21 protein-coding genes and 1 tRNA gene are annotated in these 22,238 nt (G+C 44.8%); 9 read left to right on the top strand and 13 right to left on the bottom strand.

Features of this window, described 5'->3' with window-relative positions; translation table 11 throughout:
• Position 1: 1 nt before the first annotated feature.
• On the bottom strand, positions 2 to 1,390 hold the full coding sequence (gene mnmE, locus B5D55_RS00725) for a tRNA uridine-5-carboxymethylaminomethyl(34) synthesis GTPase MnmE (protein WP_078932061.1): 1,389 nt from the start codon (positions 1,388 to 1,390) through the stop codon (positions 2 to 4).
• A gap of 361 nt (positions 1,391 to 1,751) precedes the next feature.
• Positions 1,752 to 2,285: an Rpn family recombination-promoting nuclease/putative transposase gene (locus B5D55_RS00720; RefSeq protein WP_078932060.1), complete on the bottom strand. Its 534-nt coding sequence runs from the start codon at positions 2,283 to 2,285 to the stop codon at positions 1,752 to 1,754.
• A 57-nt stretch (positions 2,286 to 2,342) separates the two neighbouring features.
• Here B5D55_RS00720 and B5D55_RS00715 point away from each other — a divergent pair, with 57 nt between their 5' ends.
• The 4 genes from B5D55_RS00715 (at position 2,343) to B5D55_RS11805 (ending at position 4,806) form a co-directional block, all read left to right on the top strand.
• Positions 2,343 to 3,413, top strand: coding sequence for a C40 family peptidase (locus B5D55_RS00715; protein WP_078932059.1), 1,071 nt, complete (start codon positions 2,343 to 2,345; stop codon positions 3,411 to 3,413).
• Between the two features lies 1 nt (position 3,414).
• On the top strand, positions 3,415 to 4,080 hold the full coding sequence (locus B5D55_RS00710) for a hypothetical protein (RefSeq protein WP_078932058.1): 666 nt from the start codon (positions 3,415 to 3,417) through the stop codon (positions 4,078 to 4,080).
• A complete protein-coding gene (locus B5D55_RS00705) occupies positions 4,073 to 4,282 on the top strand; it encodes a SlyX family protein (protein WP_078932057.1) in 210 nt (69 codons plus the stop codon). The genes B5D55_RS00710 and B5D55_RS00705 overlap by 8 nt, the downstream gene beginning before the upstream one ends.
• 74 nt (positions 4,283 to 4,356) lie before the next feature.
• The gene (locus tag B5D55_RS11805; RefSeq protein WP_078932056.1) at positions 4,357 to 4,806 is read left to right on the top strand and encodes a heavy-metal-associated domain-containing protein; all 450 of its coding nucleotides are present in this window, start codon (positions 4,357 to 4,359) and stop codon (positions 4,804 to 4,806) included.
• 52 nt (positions 4,807 to 4,858) lie between these two features.
• Here the strand turns inward: B5D55_RS11805 and B5D55_RS00695 are convergent, their stop codons facing one another.
• From B5D55_RS00695 to B5D55_RS00660, 8 genes are all read right to left on the bottom strand, one after another.
• Positions 4,859 to 5,755, bottom strand: a complete 897-nt coding sequence (locus B5D55_RS00695; protein ID WP_078932055.1) for a putative ABC transporter permease — start codon at positions 5,753 to 5,755, stop codon at positions 4,859 to 4,861.
• A 95-nt stretch (positions 5,756 to 5,850) separates the two neighbouring features.
• A tRNA-Glu gene (locus tag B5D55_RS00690) sits at positions 5,851 to 5,922 on the bottom strand.
• Between the two features lie 91 nt (positions 5,923 to 6,013).
• Positions 6,014 to 10,216 (bottom strand): carbamoyl-phosphate synthase large subunit, encoded by a 4,203-nt coding sequence (carB, locus tag B5D55_RS00685; protein ID WP_078932054.1) that lies wholly within the window; start codon positions 10,214 to 10,216, stop codon positions 6,014 to 6,016.
• Positions 10,217 to 10,406: 190 nt separating this feature from the next.
• Positions 10,407 to 11,720 carry a carbamoyl phosphate synthase small subunit gene (locus tag B5D55_RS00680; protein ID WP_078932053.1) on the bottom strand — a complete coding sequence of 438 codons (1,314 nt, stop codon included), beginning with the start codon at positions 11,718 to 11,720 and terminating at the stop codon, positions 10,407 to 10,409.
• Between the two features lie 84 nt (positions 11,721 to 11,804).
• Entirely contained in the window at positions 11,805 to 12,284 is a 480-nt protein-coding gene (locus B5D55_RS00675; protein ID WP_078932052.1) for a deoxycytidylate deaminase, read from the bottom strand.
• A gap of 64 nt (positions 12,285 to 12,348) precedes the next feature.
• Positions 12,349 to 13,245 (bottom strand): GNAT family N-acetyltransferase, encoded by an 897-nt coding sequence (locus B5D55_RS00670; RefSeq protein WP_078932051.1) that lies wholly within the window; start codon positions 13,243 to 13,245, stop codon positions 12,349 to 12,351.
• A gap of 17 nt (positions 13,246 to 13,262) precedes the next feature.
• Positions 13,263 to 14,342, bottom strand: a complete 1,080-nt coding sequence (hydE, locus tag B5D55_RS00665) for a [FeFe] hydrogenase H-cluster radical SAM maturase HydE (RefSeq protein ID WP_078932050.1) — start codon at positions 14,340 to 14,342, stop codon at positions 13,263 to 13,265.
• Between the two features lie 18 nt (positions 14,343 to 14,360).
• Positions 14,361 to 15,722: a PFL family protein gene (locus tag B5D55_RS00660; RefSeq protein ID WP_078932049.1), complete on the bottom strand. Its 1,362-nt coding sequence runs from the start codon at positions 15,720 to 15,722 to the stop codon at positions 14,361 to 14,363.
• Between the two features lie 116 nt (positions 15,723 to 15,838).
• Here B5D55_RS00660 and B5D55_RS00655 point away from each other — a divergent pair, with 116 nt between their 5' ends.
• From B5D55_RS00655 to pyrE, 4 genes are read left to right on the top strand one after another with little or no spacing between them, the layout of a single operon-like run.
• Positions 15,839 to 16,957 (top strand): methyltransferase, encoded by a 1,119-nt coding sequence (locus B5D55_RS00655; protein ID WP_200805261.1) that lies wholly within the window; start codon positions 15,839 to 15,841, stop codon positions 16,955 to 16,957.
• A gap of 6 nt (positions 16,958 to 16,963) precedes the next feature.
• Positions 16,964 to 17,578 (top strand): beta-ketoacyl synthase chain length factor, encoded by a 615-nt coding sequence (locus B5D55_RS00650; RefSeq protein ID WP_078932048.1) that lies wholly within the window; start codon positions 16,964 to 16,966, stop codon positions 17,576 to 17,578.
• Positions 17,571 to 18,431: a lysophospholipid acyltransferase family protein gene (locus tag B5D55_RS00645; RefSeq protein ID WP_078932047.1), complete on the top strand. Its 861-nt coding sequence runs from the start codon at positions 17,571 to 17,573 to the stop codon at positions 18,429 to 18,431. The genes B5D55_RS00650 and B5D55_RS00645 overlap by 8 nt, the downstream gene beginning before the upstream one ends.
• Before the next feature lie 20 nt (positions 18,432 to 18,451).
• Complete coding sequence (gene pyrE / locus B5D55_RS00640) at positions 18,452 to 19,141, top strand: orotate phosphoribosyltransferase (RefSeq protein WP_078932046.1); 690 nt, start codon at positions 18,452 to 18,454, stop codon at positions 19,139 to 19,141.
• Here the strand turns inward: pyrE and B5D55_RS00635 are convergent.
• The 3 genes from B5D55_RS00635 to B5D55_RS00625 form a co-directional block, all read right to left on the bottom strand.
• Positions 19,138 to 20,184, bottom strand: coding sequence for a glycosyltransferase family 2 protein (locus B5D55_RS00635; RefSeq protein WP_143593114.1), 1,047 nt, complete (start codon positions 20,182 to 20,184; stop codon positions 19,138 to 19,140). The two genes, pyrE and B5D55_RS00635, sit on opposite strands and share 4 nt — an antisense overlap.
• A 34-nt stretch (positions 20,185 to 20,218) precedes the next feature.
• Complete coding sequence (gene secF / locus B5D55_RS00630) at positions 20,219 to 21,130, bottom strand: protein translocase subunit SecF (RefSeq protein WP_078932044.1); 912 nt, start codon at positions 21,128 to 21,130, stop codon at positions 20,219 to 20,221.
• A 259-nt stretch (positions 21,131 to 21,389) separates the two neighbouring features.
• On the bottom strand, positions 21,390 to 21,773 hold the full coding sequence (locus tag B5D55_RS00625; protein WP_143593112.1) for a hypothetical protein: 384 nt from the start codon (positions 21,771 to 21,773) through the stop codon (positions 21,390 to 21,392).
• Between the two features lie 190 nt (positions 21,774 to 21,963).
• On the opposite strand from B5D55_RS00625, the gene B5D55_RS00620 reads away from it, so the two are divergent.
• The gene (locus tag B5D55_RS00620; RefSeq protein WP_078932042.1) at positions 21,964 to 22,224 is read left to right on the top strand and encodes a type II toxin-antitoxin system Phd/YefM family antitoxin; all 261 of its coding nucleotides are present in this window, start codon (positions 21,964 to 21,966) and stop codon (positions 22,222 to 22,224) included.
• Positions 22,225 to 22,238 lie beyond the last annotated feature (14 nt).

Here is a 22,238-nt window from a genome sequence, read left to right as displayed (position 1 = left end):
ATTATTTTCCTACGCAGAACCGGCTGAAAATTGACCCGAGTACATCGTCGGCAGAAACTTCGCCGGTAATTTCTCCAAGGTAATTAAGCGCGTTCTCTAAATCTTCAACTACTGCATCAAGTGTGTAATCGTCCTGTGCAGCGCAAATGGAATGGCGGACGCTTTCAAGCGCTTCTTCAACAGCCGCTTTCTGGCGTGCAGAACCAAGTCCTGCCTGAGCGCGTTCAGAAGGAATTCCGTCTGTGAGGACGTTTTTTACTGCCGCATACAGTTTTTCAAAACCAAAGGCGTTTTTCGCGCTTATTTCAAGAACGGCGTGGATTTTAGGGTTGATTTCTGTTATTGGAGGAAGCGGCGTTTTTCGTTCCGTCTTGTCGCATTTGTTCCATATGAAAACGACCGGCTCCGTACATTCGGAAAGAAACGCCGTGTCGTCCTGCGTAAGACCTGCTGATGCGTCCGCAAGATAGAGGATGACGTCTGCATCCTGGCTTAAATTTTTTGTAAGTTCTACGCCGTGTGCTTCTATAACGTCATCTGTCTTTCTAAGTCCTGCCGTATCAAAAAGCCGGACAGGAACTCCGTCAAAATCTACCCAGCTTTCAAGCCAGTCGCGAGTTGTTCCTTCTATGTCGGAAACGATTGCCCGGTCTTCTTTAAGGATTGCGTTGAACAGGCTTGATTTTCCGGCATTAGTGCGGCCGCACAGCACGACGCGCGCTCCGTCCTGATAAAGCTTTTCTCCCTGCCAGGTACTTCCCAGCGCTTCAAGCCGCCGCTCTGCCTGCTTTAAGTTCTGCATATCGAACGAATCTGCGATTGTTTCTTCATCTTCCGGGTATTCGATTTCTACTTCAATAGAAGCAAGCGTGTCTATAATCAGTTTTTTTATCGCGTCTATTTCTTCAAAAAGATTTCCTGCAAGACGGCCGGCAGCTCGGCTTCGTGATTCTCCGGTGCGGCTGTCTATGATTTCCTGCACTGCTTCTGCCTTTGTTAAATCGGTTTTTCCGTTTATAAACGCTCGGAATGTAAATTCGCCGCGTTCTGCCTGACGGAAACCGCTGTTTAAAAGAAGCGAATGGATTGCCATAACTACACCGGGACCTCCGTGGCAGGAGATTTCTATCATATCTTCGCCGGTAAAGCTTTTGGGCGCGCGATAGACGCTCACCATAACTTCATCTATTTTTGCGCCGCCGCTTATAATCCATCCGTAAACAAGAGTGTTGCCAGAGGCGGCGCGCAGTGCGTTAGGGCGAGAGAAAACAGCGGAAACAAGTTCAATGCAGTTTTTTCCAGAGCAGCGCACAATACCAAGCGCCGCCGGTGCAAGTGCCGTAGCAATAGCCGCAATCGGCTCTTCCGGCGCATATTTTACGTTCGACATACGCACATTATAGCAGTTTTAGGCAGGGAAAAAAAGCGTGAAATATTTTTTGCAGGAGGAGTAACTCCTTATGGAAAAACAGTCTTTACAATTCCCGAACCTGCTCCAGGGAAAGACCTGTACATTCAGCGATTATATCATTAGAAATGTTTTTAGCCTTCATTTTTCTGGCATTTTCCAATTTATTTCTTTCATATGCTTCGTTTACTGCCTGTTCTTTCTCTTGCAGGGCTTAGTTTATTGCTTCCTTAACTGCTTCTTCCCTTTCTGCGACGGCGACTCTGTAGCCTTCTGCATAGCCGTCTTCGCGGGTGTGCTTTTTGATAAAATACATTTCCTGCTCTAAAGTTATCTGTGTCCTCTATTGTTCGGCGGGGATTTTGGCACGTATGACTTTTTCCTCAAGCGATTTTGCAAAACTTGAATTGTCGGTTTTGTTTTCAAGAAGATATCTGAAAAAAGTCCTGAGCCTTTCTGTCGGCATTTTATCATATTTTCGGGCGTTGCAAAAGAATTTTATCGTTCCGTCATTCAGTGGCGTCTTTCCGTCTTCTGCGCAGACATTCCTGAACGTGTAAATCGGAAGTCCTTTCCTGAAAACGTCGTCAAGGCACAAAAAGATTATGTAGCTTTCGTGAAGTTCCTCGTAGTCAAAGCCCTGGTTCAGGTTTGAGATGTCAAGAATTCCCTGATAATAGCGTGCGCGCTTGGGAAGGTTCCTGCGGTCTGTGGTCTGCATTTCGATGTCGAAGCAGCGCCCTGTTCCGTCCTTTACGTAGACGTCAAAGCGCACGCCTTTTGAAAGGAAGTCTACGTCGATTGTCTTTTCCGCCTCTGAAAGTTCCAGCCGTTCAATCTGAATGTTTAAAAGCATTTCAAGAAAGTCCTTTTTCAATGTGCCGTTCTTTTAAATTATCTAAAAAAAGCGGTAAAATATGCCAATAATAAGAATATGGATACTGCTAAAATTCGCATTCGCTTGTTTTTTTGTGTTGGAATTGTCCTTTCGCTGCTGCTCCTTCCGGGGCATTGTTTTGCGTCCTCCGGAATGTCGGAGGCGGAAATCCGCGTGTGCAGGGAAAAACTTATAACCGAAGCAAAAAAATATGTCGGCGCTCCGTATGTGCGCGGCGCAACCGGACCGGACGCGTTTGACTGTTCCGGGCTTGTTTATTTTGTTGCGCGCGAGGCAATTCAAGTTCAGCTTCCGCGCACGGTAAAGGCGATGTACGGCTATTCGCAGATTATTCCCGACAGTAAGCTTGAGCCGGGCGATCTGGTATTTTTCAGGACGACAGGCGACGGTTCGATTTCCCACGTAGGACTGTATGTAGGGAATATGCAGTTTATTTCTGCTGCAAGCGATGGACCGAACACTGGTGTAATTCTTTCTTCCCTGCGTGAAAACTATTGGAAAACTCATTATGCCGCCAGCGGAAAATTTTTGGGTGATTCCAGGCTGTATGAGGAAGACACAGCTTTGATTTCCGGTAGTTCTTCTTCCGGAACAGGAAATGCTTTTTTGGACAATCTGTTCTTTGATGCGAACCTTACGTTCGACTGGTCTGTTTTTACGGAAAAGCGTTTTATGCCGAATTTCCGCGGTCTTTCCACACAGCTGAACGTTGTTTACGAGGGAAAAACTCTCTCTCCAGGACTGGGAACTATGCTCCGCTGGAATTTCGGCGTAAAGTCGTTCCAGATTCCGCTTTTGTTCTCGCTGTATTTTGGCGATTATGTGCGCGCTTACGCCGGTCCTGTGTTTACAGTCGGAACTTCCTATGCGCCTGACACGGACGATGAAATCAAGGCTTCTATATTTCCGGGAATTATAGGCGTTTCCTTTATGACGCCGTCGCTTACAAAAGGCGACGTAAAAGTGCGCATTATGCAGGACATAAACTATTCGGTTTTTAATAATACTGACGGTGCGGCGCTTTCTCCGATGCGCTCTGCAGCCAGCGGACTTGAATTTTCTACAGGAGTAAGCGTAACTTTACCGTTCTGGATGTTCTTTAAATAGTATGATGAAACAAATAACTGTCTTTCTTTTTCTTGCTGTTTCGCTTTTTTTTACGTCGTGCAAAAGCAGCGTATCGGTAAAACCGTCTGCCGTTGGTGCGGACTTTGATGTTTCGATTTCATTCGGTTCTGCGTTCTGCGGACTGTTTTCTGCGGTGTTTCCGTCAGAAAAAGGCGGCGAAACTCGTTCTTTTTTTGATGATGCGCAGATAGCGCAGGTGCTTACGGCTACAGGAATTCAGAATGTACGCGTAAAAAGTAACGGTCAGACATCACTTCAAATTTCCGGGTCTGCCGCCGCCAGCGGAAATCCTCTTGTTGATTCAGGAATTATCGTATTTTCGCCGGACGGAAACGTAAGCCTTGTGTTCAGTTTGCAGAACCTTCAGGCGCTGTACGGGCTTCTTCCGTTTGAACTTGCGTCATACATTGATATGCTTATGGCACCGGCTTTCACCGGCGAGGAAATGACCGACGGCGAGTATATAGATTCAGTGGCGACAGTTTACGGCAAAAACGTTGCAGACGAACTGAACGACGGTGAAGTAAAATTCAACATACACGGAACAGATGCCAGGACGAATTCTTCAAGCCTTTCTGCTGTAAAACTTTTGAATGTAACAGGAACAGTCCGCTTTTGCGGTAAAAGAGCAGGGGAAAATGACTGAGATTGAAGAACGGCTTACGGCAATTGAGATGAAACTTGCCTTTATGGAAGACTTTGTACGGCAAATTCAGGAAGTTGCCGTTGAGCAGGCAAAGACGATTGATATGCTCAAAAAAGAGAATAAACTTATTTCGGACAGACTACGCGATATGTCCGATTATCTTGAGGGTGATGTTCCTAACAGAAAGCCGCCGCATTACTAGAGCCAAAATAGTTAGATGAAGATAACTATAGTCTTTTTTATATAAATTCAGTATATTGAGCGCAGGAAAAGACTATGGGAAATATATTAGTTGCTGTAATTCTTATTGCGCTGCTTATACCGGCAGTAAAATCTTCAATAAAACATTTTAAGGGAAAAGGCGGCTGCTGCGGCGATTCTACCGGTTGCGGTGACTGTCCTTCTGGTTCTGCATGTACATCCGGTTCATGCTGTGCGTGTACTACATCTACCTGTTCCGGTAAGTCTAATGATATTTCTGAAATAAATACACAAAAAAAGGATTCATTACGTATGACAAAAACGATTAAAATTGAAGGAATGATGTGTGCCCATTGCGAAAAGCACGTAAAAGATGCGCTTGAAAAAGTAAGCGGCGTTGTGTCTGCGGCTGTAAGCCACGAAAACGGTTCTGCCGTAGTAACGCTTTCTTCACCGGTGGATGATGCGCTTTTAAAACAGGCTGTTGAAGGCGCGGACTATACCGTTACTGCAATAGAACAATAGAGGGTTAGGGAAGTGCTGATTAACACTTGAAGCGATTACTCAGTACTTCCCGTTATTTTCTGGAACGCTTTTCGTCCAGGGACTCCTTAATGCGTTTTTTAAGGTGAATGAGCGAATCTTTGTACTGCGCGCTTTTCATAGTCGGGAAGCGCCTTACAAAAGACTCAAGATGACGGTTGTGCCTGTTTACGCTTTCAATTTTTTCAAGGAGCGCGCTGCTGAACTTTTCTTTTTCTTTTAGTGAGCGTTCCCTGATGGAATCGAACATTTCCGAAAGGCTTTCACCCTTAAACCAGGCTTCGTTCTGATAGCGGTCTTTCAAAGATTCTCCCAGTTCCTTGAGTTTTGCAACATGCACGCTGAAATCGACCATTTTGTTTACGGAAACTACAATATCAACCAGAAAAATTACAAGAAGGATATTTGATATTGTAATGATGGCTGTGTCCGAAAAATATGCCATCGCTTTTTCTATAAGCGGCTGAACGAATTTTATTACGATGACAGTTAAAAATCCGAAAAGAATTGAATTTTTAAGGCAGACGCGGCCGTGAAGGTGAAGGGGAATGATGTGTCCTTTTACGGTAATCGTTTGGTCTGAATAATCCCACCATTTTGTGTGGAAGATTTTTTCAAGCCCGAATCCGACGGCGTATTCTACGAACGAACAGAAAAATACGCCTGCAAGATACAAAACCCACACAGGATTTTGCAGCTGCTGCGGAAGTGAAAGAATGAGAATTCCGCCAGTTCCGTAGACCGGGCAGACAGGTCCGAACAAAAAGCCGCGGTTTACGAATTTATGCTCAAAGAATATGCCGACATAAGCTACTTCGCACAGCCAGCCGATAAGGCTGAAAAGCAGGAAAAAAAGGAATGCCTTTGAAACTTCCACCGACTGAAATGCGATATGCGTAGAATTTAACCATTCGAAAAAAGAATTAAGCATATTTTTATTCTAATCGATTTTCTCTTAAAAGAAAACACGGCAGTCATCAGCCGTATGCATAAAAAAAGGACTGCTCTAATGAACAGTCCTTTTTCCATCTCCTAGCAGAATTGAACTGCTGTTGTCGGGATGAAAACCCGATGTCCTAACCACTAGACGAAGGAGACATAAATCGTATGTAATTTATACTATTTTATTGCTCCTTTTGTCAAGTGGTTAATGACTAATTTGCAAAACAAACTCAACAATTTTTTCTGACTAAATCGTTATGTCGCCTTCGTACAAAAGTTCCGTGTTGCCGGAAAGATATACCGAATCACCAGTGTATTTTACAATCATCTTTCCGCCTCGGACATTTACAGTAATGTTTTCGTTCATCTTGCAGTAGCCGTTTAGAACGGCAGCAATTACGGCAGCACACGCACCGGTTCCGCAGGCAGGTGTTTCGCCGTTTCCGCGCTCCCAGGTACGCATTTTAAGTTCATTAGGACCTACGACGCGCACAAATTCTGTGTTAGTACGTTCCGGGAACACAGGATTGTTTTCGAATTCCGGCCCGATTTTCTGAAGGTCAACTTTATCTACAAATCCGCAGAATACAACGCAGTGAGGATTTCCTACGGAAACGCACGTTACGTCATAATTCATTCCGTCTACCGTAAGCTGTTCGTTCACGATTGCTTTTTCCGGAAGTCCCGGTACGTTCAGCGGAACTTCTTTTAGCGTTGTCGGGAGGCTTTCTGCGGTGAAACTAGGTTTTCCCATATCTACCATAACGGAAGATACTTTGCCGTTCAGTTTGTAGGCAGTAAGCATTTTTATGCCGGATGCAGTTTTTATTGAAATTGAAACGGTCGTATCATTCTTGTCGTGCTTGTCGGCAATGCCGTTTATGTTGTTGTCGTACAGATATTTTGCAACGGCGCGGATGGCGTTTCCTGCCATTTTTCCTTCTGAACCGTCAAGATTAAAGAATTTCATGGAAGCATCTGCTTTTTCCGTTTTTCCTACAAGAACAAGTGAATCAGCACCGATTCCTGAGCGGCGGTTACACAGGCGGACGGCAAGTCCTCCAGGGTTGTTTATGAACTGCTCGCGTGTATCAATGATGATAAAGTCGTTTCCGGTACTCTGCATTTTTGTGAACTTGATAGTCTGCTTGCTAGTGCGCAAGTCGTTTATGTTGATAAGTTCAACGTTTTCTGCGCTGTAGTGGCTTGCAAGACAGTTTGCCAGCGCATTTGCCGTATCAATAGCCGTAAGGCACGGAATGTCGCGTTCTACTGCGTGACGGCGCATTTTTACGGAATCGGCGCGAGGGTCACGTCCTTTTGCAGACGTTGAGATGACGTAGTCGATTTTTCCGGAATCAAGGAGCGTAAGCAGATTGTCGTTCGGATTTTCGTGGATTTTGTTTACGACAGTTACTTCCATTCCAAAGTCCTGCAAAGTCTTTGCGTTTCCTTCCGTCGCATATAGCTTAAATCCCATATCGTAGAATTTCCGCGCAAGTTCAGGAAGTTCGTAGCGGTCTGTTTTCCGCACGCTGAAAAGAACTCCGCCGGAACGCTTCATATTGTAACCTGCGCCTATAAGTCCTTTGAAAAGCGCTTCTTCCATAGTAGAGGCAATTCCCAGAACTTCACCGGTTGATTTCATTTCCGGCCCAAGATGCGTGTCTACGTCCATCAGCTTTTCAAAACTGAATACAGGAACTTTTACCGCGAAGTACGGCGGAATGCGGTACAGACCAGTTCCGTATCCCATATCCTTAATTTTTTCGCCAAGCATTGCGCGGGTAGCAAGTTCAACCATCGGAACGCCGGTTACTTTTGAAATGTACGGAACGGTTCTTGATGAGCGCGGATTTACTTCAATGATGTACAAATCATTGTTGTAGATAAGGTACTGAATGTTTACAAGACCTTTTGTGCCGAGCTTGATTGCCAGATCCTTTGACTGGCGTACGATTTTTTCTCGCAGGACATCGTTCAAATTCCAGCTTGGATAAACAGCGATACTGTCGCCGGAGTGAATGCCGGTTCGTTCGATATGTTCCATAATTCCTGGAATAAGGACGTCCTCTCCGTCGCAGATACCGTCGACTTCAAGCTCAATTCCCATCATATACTGGTCAATCAGTACAGGATTTTCAATTCCCTGTGCAAGAATGATTTTCATATATTCTTTTACGTCGTCGTCGTTGAATGCAACAATCATATTCTGTCCGCCAAGAACGTAACTCGGGCGCAACAGTACCGGATAACCAAGTTTTGCTGTTGCTTCAAGAGCTTCCTGTTCGGTGAATATCGTAAGTCCTTTCGGGCGGTTGATGTTAAGCTTTTCGCACAGTTCTTCAAAACGCTCGCGATCTTCTGCAAGGTCGATTGAGTCTGCGCTTGTACCAAGAATGCGTATTCCCTGACTGTCAAGGAATTTTGTAAGCTTGATGGCAGTCTGTCCGCCGAACGCAACTACAACGCCTATAGGCTTTTCCGTGTTAATGACGCTCATTACGTCTTCCGGCGTAAGCGGTTCAAAGTACAGGCGGTCGGCAGTGTCAAAGTCCGTAGAAACTGTTTCCGGGTTGTTGTTGATTATAGCAACTTCGTAGCCCAGTTTTTTAAGCGACCATACGCATTGCACGGAAGCATAGTCGAACTCAATTCCCTGACCGATTCTGATAGGACCGGAACCAAGAACGATAATCGTTCCTTTTGAACTGCGCTTTTTGTTTGCTTCCATATCTTTAAGGAAGGAAGCCGCTTCGTTTTCTGCATCAAATCCGCCGTAAAAATACGGTGTTTCCGCGTTAAACTCGCCGGCGCAGGTATCTACCATTTTGTATGTTGCAGGAATATGTGCAAGTTTGCCTTCTGCGCGAAGCGTGGCGGCTTTTTCTGCTTCCGTAATTATTCCCGTGCTTCCCGGAATGGAAATGCCGGTCATTTTTTCAATTACTTTGTCCGGATAGCCGTTTTTCTTTGCTTCAAGATATAAATCCGCAGAAAGTTCAGCCTTTCCATCCTTTACAGAAAGAAATGTTTTTTCCATAGAAACAAGCTTCATCATCTTGTTCAGGAACCATTCGTCAATCATTGTAACGGCGTGAATTTCATCTACGCTCATAATGTTTCGCTTGAGTGCCTGGAACACGGCAAAAAGTCGCTGATCAGTACATTGTGATACGCGTTCTTTTATTTTTTCGTCACTTTCTTCTTCAAAAACAGGAAGATTAAGCGACGTTACGCCGATTTCTGCACCGCGTACGGCTTTCATAAGCGCTTCTTCAAACGTGCGTCCGATTGCCATAACTTCGCCGGTTGCTTTCATCTGCGTGCCGAGTTTTCGCGCCGCATAAACGAATTTGTCAAACGGGAATTTAGGGAATTTTACGACTACGTAATCAAGGACAGGCTCAAAGCAGGCAGCCGTTTTCTTTGTAACGAAGTTTGGAATTTCATCAAGATTGTAGCCTATGGCGATGAGAGCCGCTACTTTTGCAATAGGGTAGCCGGTTGCCTTTGAAGCAAGGGCAGATGAGCGAGAAACGCGCGGATTTACTTCGATTACGGCGTATTCAAACGTTTCCGGGTTAAGCGCGAACTGGCAGTTACATCCGCCCTCAATTTTAAGTGCGGAGATGATGTTAAGCGCGGCGGAGCGGAGCATCTGGTATTCTTTGTCCGCAAGGGTAACTGCCGGCGCAATTACGATAGAATCGCCTGTGTGTACGCCTACCGGGTCAAAGTTTTCCATTGAACATACGGTGATGACGTTTCCGCTTGCATCGCGGATAACTTCAAACTCAACTTCTTTCCAGCCGGAAATACATTTTTCTACAAGAATCTGGTGGATAGGGGAGCGGTGAAGTCCGTTGTGCGCAATTTCGTCAAGCTCTGCGTCGTTGTGGACAATTCCGCCGCCTGTTCCGCCAAGCGTAAATGCTGGACGGATAATGGCCGGAAAACCGATTTCATTGTGAACGAAATCGGCTGCATCTTCGTATGTAGTAACGACTTTTGAAGGAATGCACGGCTCTCCTATAGAAAGCATCGTATCCTTGAACATCTGGCGGTCTTCCGCCTTGTCGATGGTTTCCGGGCGCGCACCTAAAAGCTGAACTCCGTGGCTTGCAAGAAATCCTGATTTTGCAAGTTCCATACTCAGCGTAAGACCGGTCTGTCCTCCCAAAGTAGAAAGCAGGCTGTCCGGCTTTTCTTTTTCAATAATGCGCTGGATTGTTTCAGGAATAAGCGGCTCAATGTAGATTGCATCTGCCATTGAATGATCTGTCATCAGCGTTGCAGGGTTTGAGTTTACAAGAACAACCTCAAGTCCCTGCTCTTTAAGAGCCTTGCACGCCTGCGTGCCTGCATAATCAAATTCAGCAGCCTGTCCGATAACGATAGGACCAGAGCCGATGACCATTACCTTATGTATGTTTTTATTAAGTGGCATAATGTTACTCCCATAAAAAGTCAAGAAGATTGTTTCAACAATCGATTGACTTTTTTACACTGTTCCGCAATGCAATGAGGAACAGTATTTAATAATACAAGTTTGCAACGCAAACTTAAAAATAAAAACTTTGACGATATTTCAGGCAAAGTTTTTATTATTCCTCCCGTAAAAAGTCGATTGTAAGGTGTTATTCAGACGCTTTGCCGGCGGCTTTTGTCTGCTTTATGGTACTTTGAAAATATGAAATTGCGTCTATCCGTTCAAACTCAGGCTTAAAATCCTTGAACAGCGCAGGATTATTTATAAGGTTTACAAAATCGTCGAACAGAAAGTTTGTATCGAGCGGACCTGCGCTTGCTTCCGGATGGAACTGAACGCTGAATGCCGGAATGTCCGTGTATGTAATTCCTTCGCACGTTCCGTCATTTGTATTTACAAAGCTGAGTTTTGCATTTTTCGGAAGGCTTGCGTTGTTCACTGCATATCCGTGGTTCTGGCTTGAAATGTAGACGCGTCCTGTGGAAAGCTGCTTTACCGGCTGATTTCCGCCGCGGTGTCCGTACTTTAATTTTGAGGTGGAAGCGCCGCGTGCAAGAGCAAGCATCTGATGACCAAGGCAGATTCCGAAAATCGGTTTTCCGCTTGCGCAGATTTTCTTGATTTCTTTGATTATGTCGACGTTTTCTGCCGGGTCGCCCGGACCGTTACTGAGCATAATTCCGTCCGGGTTCATTTTAAGAATGTCGTCTGCCTTTGTGTCGCACGGAACGGTTACTACTTCAACGCCGCGCTTTAAAAGTTCCCTTCGGATATTTGCCTTTGCGCCAAAATCCCACAGGACGACTTTTTTGCCCCTGCCGTTTTTCATTGCTTCGTTCTGGTCGTTTACTTTTAATCCGTCTTTTGTAACCGGAACTGCGCGGTATTTTGCGCTCGTTTCAAAAACGGCTTCTGCACTTTCTTCTATTTTAGAGGCACTTCCCGTGACTGATTTTACGGCATTTTTTATAGTATACGCCTTGATTTCTTTCAAAAGCTTTTCTTTTTCTTTTGGATTTTCAAGCGCGGAAAATGCGCTCTGTGCTTCTTCAGAATTGCCGGAAATAATCATACCGTTCATAACACCGGCTTCGCGCAGGATTTTTGTAAGCCTGCGAGTATCAATACCAGAAAGTCCTATAATGTTGTTTGAAATAAGAAAGGAATTAAGGTCTGTTTCACAACGGAAGTTTGACGGAGTATCGCATAAGTCACGTACGATGTAGCCGCGCACGTGGCTTTTTTCGCTTTCAAAATCCGGATGAATTACGCCGTAATTTCCGATTAGCGGAAATGTCTGCGTTACAATCTGACCGAAATAACTTGGGTCTGTAAGTGTTTCCAGATAGCCGGTCATACCGGTTGTAAAAACTGCTTCACCGACAATTACGCCGGAAGCTCCAAAACTGTTTCCCTCAAAAATCTGTCCGTTCGCCAGGACTAGGCAGGCTTTAGTATTCATACTAAAGCCTTATTATATAATTTTTTTTATCCTGTGAATAGTACGGCGGCAGTTTTTATCATTTCTGTTTGAAAAATAAAAATGCTATCGTTCAAAATTCAGTTCGATTTTCTTTACGCCGGGTATAAAGTGCGTTGTTTTTACGCCTGCGGAAGAAAGCATTTTTTTAGAGGCGATTGTTTCCTTTGAGTCGGCATATTTATCGTATAAATAGATGACTTCCTTTATTCCGCACTGAATTATTGCTTTTGCACATTCATTGCACGGAAAAAGGTCTACAAAAATCCGCGCATTTTTAAGGTCTTTACCCTGTGCATTAAGAATGGCGTTCAGTTCTGCGTGAACTACGTACTTGTATTTGGTGTCCTCGCCGGTTCGTTCCCAGGTATATTCGTCGTCGGAACAGCCGTATGGAAGTCCATTGTAGCCGGTTGAAAGGATAATGTTGTTCTTGTCTACGATGCACGCACCTACCTGCGTGTTCGGGTCTTTTGAACGTTTTGACGCAAGAACTGCGACACCCATAAAATATTCGTTCCAGGAAATGTAGTCTGTTCGTTTCATAGTGTGAATAAACCTCTGTTACGCAATTCTAGCAGATAATATACCGTTTGACAAACTGCTGTTTTCAATAGTATGCGATGGTGTAGGAGCAGACAGGAACGAATCGAAGTGACTTGTAAAGGGCGAATGCGGCGGCATTCCTGTTTTTTACGAAAAGGACTGGCTGTTTTTTCATCCGGCAGATTTTTCGGAGGATCGCGTACATCGTGTTAAAGCTGTAGTGGCGGCGGCGGAAGGGCAGGGCGGTAAATACTCCTCCAATCTGTACGTGCATAAAACCGATTGCGCTTGTCGCCGCTTTTGACACAAGCTGACCGTTCAGTTCAAGTGCAAGAATGTACTGCGTGCGCAGGGCGTTTGCAAGGCGCAGGCGGCAGGAATCTTCGCTGAACGTCATACAGTCCGGGACAACTTCTTCTTTTTCGTACAGTTCCTGGAGCACAAGGAGTTTTTGTTTGTAAATTGCAGGAACGTCTTTTTTGCACCGGACAAGCTGTTCGCCGTGCATAAACGGATAGGGCTGAATAGCTGAAAACGCGGCGGTGTCCAGTTTCATAAGGGTGTATTCGTTTGTCTGGCGCGGATTTTTTCCTATTAGCCGGAATGCCTGCATAATGAGTGCGCTTCCTCCGGCAGTACCGTTTACGCATTCCGGGAGAGGCAGCTTTTCTTCCTGCCTTTTTAAGAGGAAAGAAGCAAGCAGCTTTACAAAATTTTCCTGCAATGGTGCTGCTGTTTTTACTTCGGCGAACGGCAGACAGTGAAGGACTGTTGTACCAAGCCGCAGAATACCGTAGATTTCCGAAGGTTTTTGTTCGTCTGCAAATACGGCGTATATGTCGCCGTCTGATTTTCTGAAATGCGCAGAAAGCTGGACGCAGAGAATTTCGTTTGTTACGATAAAGCGGACGGCTGCCGCATTGAGTTTTTTTGAAAGTTTGCCTAGCGGAATAAACTGCATTTTTTTCCGGCAGGAATTTAAAATCCTGCCCTGTCTCCTTTATCTACCACGATTTTATATCCGGCTTCTTTTACCGCTTTCTTAAGCGCATCCAGTTCCTGCGCAGACTCCATTCCGCCGTGCGCTTTGTTTTCGTACAACTCGTATTTTTTGCGGACGGTGCGCGGCGAAAGGTTAGGCATAACGACGTTTGCGCCGGCTTTTAGTCCTAAAATCCGTCCTTCTGGGCAGAGCGTTGCAAGCGCGGTGGTAGACGGAATAAGCGCTTTTGGGAATATAAGGCGCAAAATTGCAATGAGCCTTAGCGTAAGGGAAAGCGTACCGTCCGGGCAATGCGCAAACGGTGTGGTGCGGTGATGAATGAACGGACCTATTCCTATCATATCAGGAGAAAGCGCCTGCATAAAGCGTATGTCCTTTACGATATGATGCGCCGTCTGGAAAGGTGCGCCTGTCATAAAACCGTCTCCGGTCTGAAAGCCGATTTTTTTAAGGGCGGAAAGGCATTTCATTCTGTTTTCAAGACTCATAGATGAAGGGTGGAGTTTTGCGTAGTGGGCAAAATCAGCAGTTTCGTGGCGCAGAAGGTAGCGGCGCGCACCGGAACTGTACATTGCCCGGTACGAACTTTCCGGGCGTTCGCCTAAAGAAAGCGTTATTGCGCAGTCAGGAAATGCATCGTGAAGGCGCGCCGTTACTCCGCATATAAATTCATCGGTGCATTGCGCGTCTTCTCCTCCCTGCAGGACAAACGTCCTGAATCCCAGAGCGTATCCTTCCTGACAGCAGCTGAAAATCTCATCAGCGGAAAGCCTGTACCGTTCCGCCTGTTCGTTTGAGCGGCGTATTCCGCAGTAATAGCAGTCGTTCCTGCAATAATTTGTGATTTCTATAAGTCCGCGGATAAAAACGCGGTCGCCGTAAACGCTCCGCCGCACTTCGTCTGCCGCAGAAAAAAGTTCTTGGTCGTATTTATCGGTAGACAGAATGTTGAGCAGCTGCGAGTCAGAAAGAGTGCAGGTCGTTTTCAGTTCTTCTATAACAGAAGAAACTGAATTAGCACCGCATACAAAATATTTATCAGAGCCGGAAGTCATAGTCTGCTTCCAGTTCAGTTAGTTTCTGAACGAATGGATAGGAGCAGGAATTCGTCCGCCGCGGTTTATGAAGTCCGCACAGCTGAATTTGCTTACCGGAAGAACCGGGCATCCGCCAAGAAGACCTCCGAATTCAACCCATTCACCGGCTTTTTTACCCGGAGCAGGGATAAGGCGTACTGCCGTAGTCTTGTTGTTCACCATACCGATTGCAAATTCGTCAGCCATAATGCCGGAAACAGTAGTTGCAGGCGTGTCGCCCGGAATTGCAATCATATCAAGTCCGACGGAACAGACTGTCGTCATTGCTTCAAGTTTTTCAAGGCAAATTGAACCCTGCTTTACGGCGTTAATCATTCCTTCGTCTTCAGAAACAGGGATGAATGCGCCGGAAAGACCGCCAACGTTCGTACTTGCCATTACGCCGCCTTTTTTTACCATATCGGTAAGCATTGCAAGTGCCGCTGTTGTTCCCGGCGCTCCTGCACCCTCAATGCCGCATTCTTCAAGAATACGCGCAACAGAATCACCTACCGCAGGAGTCGGTGCTAAAGACAAATCAAGTATGCCGAAATTTGTATTGAGCCGTTTTGCCGCTTCCGAACCGACAAGCTGCCCCATACGCGTGATTTTAAATGCCATTTTCTTGATGCCGTCCGCAAGTTCGTTTATCGGTTTTCCTTTGTATTCACGTGCGGCGGCAAGAATTACGCCCGGTCCTGAAACGCCTACGTTTATTACGCTGTCGCCTTCTCCCGGTCCGTGGAATGCTCCTGCCATAAACGGATTGTCTTCCGGGGCATTGCAGAATACAACAAGTTTTGCACAGCCGTTTACGTCGCATGATTTTGACCGCTCGGCAGTCTTGCAGATGATTTCGCCCATCAGTTTTACGGCATCCATATTTATGCCGTTTTTCGTTGTTCCAACGTTTACGGACGAACATACAAAGTCAGTTGTGGCAAGCGCTTCTGGAATTGATTCAATCAAAATTCTGTCCGTCGGAGTTATGCCTTTCTGAACGAGTGCGCTGAATCCGCCGATAAAGTTGACGCCAAGTTCCTTTGCGCAGGTGTCGAGCGTCTTGCAGTAGTCAACGTATGAAGTCGCGCTGCTTGCGCCGGCAACAAGGGCTATCGGCGTTACGGAAATACGCTTGTTTATAATCGGCACGCCGAATTCCTTTTCTATATCCTGACCGACCTTTACAAGGTTACCGGCTTTTTTCATAATTTTATCGTATATTTTAGTACAAGCGCGCTTAGGGTCTTCAGAAGCGCAGTCAAGCAGGCTTATACCCATCGTTACGCATCGGATGTCAAGCTTCTGCTTCATAAACATACTTACTGTTTCTTGAATTTCTACAGGTGAAAATAACATATAAATACCTCGCTTTCATTCTAGTGAAAACAGGCAGTGTTTGCAAACGGGCAGATGTTTTTACCTTCTGTCCGCAGGGATTGAAAAATCATTCTATATACTATATTTTTTAATGTATGATGAAAAAAACGGACAGTTCTTATTTTAATATGGATTCTTTTAGGGAAGATAATATCCGTGCAGTAGATGCGAAATTTGAGGCTCAGAAAATTGCGTTTGCGCCGCTTTGTTTTCAGGCAGTACGTGCGATGCTTGAGCTTGGACTTTTAAAGGCAATTGAAGATTCTGGTGATGACGGAATTTCACGTAAGGAGCTGGCGCAGAAAACAGGCGTTTCTGAGTATGGTGCAGGCGTTCTTTGCGAGATGATGCTTGGAATGAACGTCATAAAGCTTGCAAAACAGGCGGATGAAGAACGTTTTGTTATCGGAAAAACAGGCTGGATGCTTCTGGAGGACGATTTAACAAAGGTAAATTTCTGGTTTACTAACGATATATGCTATCAGGGTGCATGGGATTTAACGGCTTCCGTTAAGAACGGAAAGCCGGAAGGTCTTAAAGTATTCGGCGACAAGTGGACGACTGTCTATGAGGCGCTTTCTACGCTTCCTGAAAAGGCAAAAAAATCTTGGTTCGAATTTGACCATTTTTACAGCGACATTGCCTTTCCGGAAGCGCTTCCGATTGTTTTTGCAGAAAAACCGCGTACTATGATAGATATAGGCGGAAATACGGCAAAATGGTCGATTTCCTGCTGCCGCTACAATCCTGACGTAAAGATGACTATTGTTGACCTTCCTGGACAGACTGCCGTTGCGGAAAAAAATGCCGCCGCCGCAGGTTTTGCAGACAGAATAGGTTTCTGCACGGGTAATGTTCTTGACGCATCTACAAAACTTCCGTCTGCACCTGATGCAGTATGGATGAGCCAGTTCCTTGACTGCTTTAGCCTTCACCAGATAACGAAAATTTTGAAGAAGGTGTACGAGGCGGCAACACCGGAAACTAACGTCTACGTCCTTGAACCGCTGTGGGATAAGCAGCATTTTGAGGCAAGTTCATACTCTCTTATGGCAACGTCGCTGTATTTTACGTGCATTGCAAACGGCAACAGCAAGATGTACCGCTATGAGGAACTGGTAAATGCAATTTCTGAGGCTGGTTTTGAGCTTAAGACTGCTCATCACAATCTTGGTTCAAATGCTTATTCGCTTCTTGTATTTAGAAAAAAATAAGATAAAATGAAGATAGCAGTTTCAAACGTACATATATGGCATCCTGCAGAAGAAAATCAAAAGGAAAAGCCAAAACTGGAATTTGCAGACCCGCTTTTTAAGCGAAGACTCAGCCAGATTACCAGAATGACCGTTCAGGTTCTGCACGACCTTGTTGAAGAATTTCCTTCTGCAAGGGAATACAAACAGGTGTTCGTTTCATTCCGCGGAGAGATTGAGCGCGAATTTACAATAAACCGGGGAATAATTCAGGATGGAGAGATTCTTCCTGCCGGTTTTAGCCTTAGTGTATTTAACGCTCCGATTGCGGCGGCTACATTATGCCTTAAACTGAAAAGCGGATATTCGGTAATTTATCCGTCAAAAGAAAATTTCCGGGATGCGCTGTATGCTGCTGCAAGTCCTGTACTGTGCGGAAGCGAAAAAAACGTCGTTCTTGTGTATGCAGATGAATATGTGCCTGACGAATACGGCGCATTGCAGCCGGCACAAAACAAGCCGTTTGCGTTTGCCTGCGTACTGGGTGAGGGTGCCGGCAAGGACGGAACGCTAGTTGAAATTGACGGTGTAGAAACCGTACTGGATTTTGTGTCGAGAGTTAAGGGAAAGAAAAATGAGTAAAGAGTCAAAAGAAGAACTGGATGCAAAATATAATCACCGCGAACTTCCAAAAGTAAAAAACTGGTTTTCCTACACTTACCGCGCGTTTATGAAACTGTTTTTCTATGTGTATTTCGGAATTGGAAGCGTTTTCCTTGCGCTGTTCGTTTTTCCCTGGATTCGCGTATTCGTTCACCCTAAAGAACAGTTTAAGATTGCGGCGCGCCGGTTCGTTTCTGCTTCATTCCGCGGTTTTATCAATTTTATGCAATTTACGGGAACTGTAGGCGTAAAGGTAAGTGACCGCGAAAAGTTCAAAAACCTTCACGGAAAAGTAATTATTGCAAACCATCCGTCTATGCTTGATTTTGTATTCATTATGTCGCTTGTGCCGAATGCAAACTGCATTGTGCGCGGCGGACTTACGCGGACTGTTCTTGCCGGAGTAATAAAGCAGTGCTACATTGTAAATTCGCTTGATTTCAACGAACTCTGCGGTCTATGCAAGCAGACGATTGATGAAGGAAACAACGTCATTATTTTCCCGGAAGGAACGCGCACTCCTAGGCACGGTTCAAATCCGTATAAAAAAGGTGCGGCACGCATTGCTTATTATTCAAAATGCGGCGTTCAGCCTGTTTTAGTCGGCGGAAACGACAAATACGGTCTTGGAAAGCACGACCCGATGTGGTCATACAATCATACGGAAAAATACGTTTATGATTTTTCGCTTCTACCTGAAATTCCGATTGACGAGTACAAGGATTTGCCGGAAACGATTGCTGCAAAACGCCTGACTGACAAAATGGAAGAAGTTATTTCTGCCGCGGTTCAGGAGAATGCAAAAAAATACGTTACGAATAAAGTAGACTGAAAAAGAAAAAGGACACAAAAATGGAACAGTACAAAAAAGAATTCATTGATTTTATGGTTGAGTGCGAAGTTCTGAAATTCGGTTCGTTCGTGCTTAAAAGCGGGCGCAAGTCGCCGTTTTTTATGAATGCCGGAGCGTATATTACCGGAAGCCAGCTGTTCCGTCTGGGTGGCTTTTATGCAAATGCAATACACGATAATTTCGGCGATGATTTTGACGTTCTTTTTGGCCCGGCATACAAGGGAATTCCGCTTGCCGTAGCTACGGCGATTGCATATTCCAGGATGTACGGAAAGGAAGTAAAGTACTGTTCCGACCGCAAGGAAGAAAAGGATCACGGTGCGGACAAAGGCGCGCTTTTAGGCTATAAAATCAAGGACGGCGACCGCGTAGTAATTATTGAAGACGTTACGACTTCCGGAAAATCGATTGAAGAAACGTACCCGAAAATAAAAGCGCAGGAAACAAAGCCGGGCGCAATTAAAATTGTGGGTGAAATCGTAAGTCTTAACAGAATGGAGCGCGCTCTTGATTCGTCTAAAAGTGCGCTTGACGTAATTACCGAAAAATACGGATTTCCGGCAAAAGCAATTGTTTCTATGAAAGACGTTGTTGATGCGCTTTATACAAACGGAGATAAAACGTACATTACAGACGAATTGAAAAAAGAAATAGATGATTATTACAGTCAGTACGGCGCAGGTTTTTAGGAACTTGCGGTAGAATTACCGTCCGTCTCTATTTCACATTCAACTTCCTGAACAAAAGAATGCCCCCAGTATTCGCACAGAATATTGCGGGCTTCTTTTTTTAGTTCCGGGGTTACAAAATCCATCTGCTGAATGTTTTTTCTGAGCATTCCACGGCATTCTTTTTTTACGGCGTACATTTCTTCCGGCAAAAAGCTGTCTTTTGGAAGCTGGCTTATTTCGTCAAACAGCGCGGTGAAAACAGAAGCAGCGGAGCAGATATGCTCCCACTGCGAAAGGGTTGTAATGCGGGTGCCTGTTGAAATTCCGGTGTTTATTGAATAGTTATAAACAGTTGCATCTATGGAAACGTATTTTTTTGCTTCAAATGCAATGAAAAAATACTGGATTGTATCTTCAAGCATCGTGCAGAAAATCGGAGGAATATGCTCCAGCGCATTAAGGTAAGTTTCGCGGAGGATGAGTTTTCCCCATAAAAAACCGCTATGATTTCTAAGAACGGTATAGCCTTTGAGAATGTCTTTTCCCAGAAGAGGCTCTTTTGAGGTGATGTTAGCCGTTTCCTGCTTTTTTTCAGCCGTTTTTTTTACGGAAGACTGTTCATCTTTAGAAAGGAAACTGAAATCCGGCGGAAGAACGGCGTTTGCTTTTCCCTGAACAATATCTGCACCGGTATTCTGTGCCGCTTCGTACAGAAGGCGCAATGCACCCGGAGTAAGCCAGTCGTCACTGTCAACAATGCAGATATATTCACCTTCTGCCTCGCATATTGCCGTGCGCCGCGCTTCTACCAGTCCTTTATTCCTTGTGTGGCAAAAAAGTTTTATGTTCCTTTTATGCTGTTTTTTAAAAGACTTTACGATGGCGGCGCAGTCGTTTCCGTCTGCATCCGTGCCACAACTTGCATCATTTACAATGATAATTTCCGTCTTTGCGCCCGGAAAATCCTGCGCGGCAATACTTTCCAGACAGCGCATAAGATACGGCTCGCTGTTGTACACCGGAATGCATACAGAAACAAGCGGTTTTGAATGAAAAAACATACTCCGAGTATAGCGGAAAATACCGTTTTTTTCATCAGGCGGAAAGCTGTTTCTGCCGCATTTTGTAGACAAATGCAATAAATCCGCTTGAGATGAAAATTGAAGAATAGCAGCCGCTTACAAGACCGACGTTCAGCGCACCTGCAAAATCGTGAATGCTTCCTGTTGTAAATACAAAAAGGGAAATTGACGCGAACATCGTCGTAACCGTAGTGATGACAGAACGGCTGAGCGTTTCGGAAAGCGATTTATCTAGTATAAGAATAAAATTCTCTTCCGGAAATTTGTGAATGTTCTCACGCAGTCGGTCAAGGATGACAACCGTTGAATTTATCGAATAGCCGATAATCGTAAGAATTGCTGCAATTGTAGTTGTAGTAAATTCCATTCCAGTCCAAACGATGAATGTAAGGATGATGAACGTATCGTGGAGAAGCGCGATAATTGCACCCAGTGCGTAGTCCCACCGGAAGCGAATCAGCGCGTACAGCCAGATAAGGACAAGTGCACCGGACACAAGAAGAACCGTGTTTTTTATAAGAGAAGCCGAAAACTGCGCACCGATAAAATCAGTGCTGATTTTGCTTACGTTTTCCATTCCGTAAGCCGTGTACAGTCCGCGCATAATTGCGTCGCTGTTTCCGGCGTTTTCCGCGTCGTTTGAAAGCGCGGTTTTTATCTGGAAAACCTGTTCGCCCTGCATACCGCCGCCTGTTGCCTTTACTTCCGCACCTTTTACCGCCGTAAGGGCAGTGCGCACATCGTCTGCCCGGAGCGGTTTTTCCGCGCGGATAGAAACAAGTTCCATCATTCCCGGTCTGAATTCAAGACCAAAATTTATTCCCTTTATAAAAAATCTCGCTATTCCGCCAAGAATAATAAGGATGCTGACTGCTGTACAGGCGTTGAAAAACCTGCTGAACCTGTATAATTTTTTTGTTTTCATAAATCTGTCTGTTTCCCGAAATGTTTTAAAATATTCTTGATTAGCGCAATCACCAGTTCCGGCAGTACAATGCACAGGAAAATACCGGCGATGGCGAAAATGAAGAACTGTGTAAAATTAATGTCTATAAAATTACTAAAGGAAGAAAACTTCAGTTTTCAAACTGCGTAATTCGTCCGCATAAGCGGACAATCCGAAAGTACACGTTTTTTGCAAACGTGCGGCTTTGTGAGATATAGCAATGAAAATGGAAAACAGACTAAAAGAGAGTCTGCGTCTTTACGACGGAAGAAAGGTATTTATTTTGTACGGAAAGCCGGCGCATTATTGCACCGATGAATTCTGCTTTTTTAAGGCGCGGAACGCAGGAAACGGCGTTTTTTATGTATAGAATGAACGCGCCGGCGTTGTTTTTTTTAGAAAACGCCTGTGTGTTTTTCTGAATGTCGTTCAGTTCGTTAAGTTCCGTTTTTTGGACGGAAGTCATATTTCCGTCGGTGATGACGGCGGTTCTTCCGGCAGCAGACGCAAGGAAAACAGCATCGTTCTGTACAGTACAGGCGTTCCGCAGCAGTGCAAACGAAGCCGCGGACAAAATCGAGAAAGTCAGAAAAATCGCCGGAAAAATTCTCTTGCGAAACATAGCGTAATGATATGCAATAAACAAAAAATATTCAATAAAACGCAAATAGATTGACATATTAACAAAAGGAAAGTATCTTTAAATTGTAAAAACTGTACGTTTTTTAGTACATAAAACAGTACTTTTTTGCTATGTAATCTAAAGTTTGCGTTGCAAACTTTCTTAATTGATTTTTTACTGGAGGTATAATATGACAGTGGCAAAACAGATTGACATTCGCGCAAACATAAAAAAATATTTTGATATGGCTTTTAACGGCGAGCCGGTAATCGTTCCGCGTAAGGAAAACAAGAACGTCGTAATTGTTTCGGAAAAAGACTATAAAGAACTTGAAAAAGCACGGAACAATGCCGCATATCTTGCCCGCCTCGATTTGGCAGACGAGCAGATTAGACAGGGTAAAGTTGTCGTAAAGACAATGGAAGAACTTGAGGCGATGGCGGCTGAATGAGCGAAATTACTTTT

The organism is Treponema porcinum (assembly GCF_900167145.1).
GTDB classification, from domain to species: Bacteria; Spirochaetota; Spirochaetia; order Treponematales; family Treponemataceae; genus Treponema_D; species Treponema_D porcinum.
The sequence above is the reverse complement of the archived record's forward strand: the minus strand, read 5'-3'. Positions and strand labels throughout refer to the sequence as shown.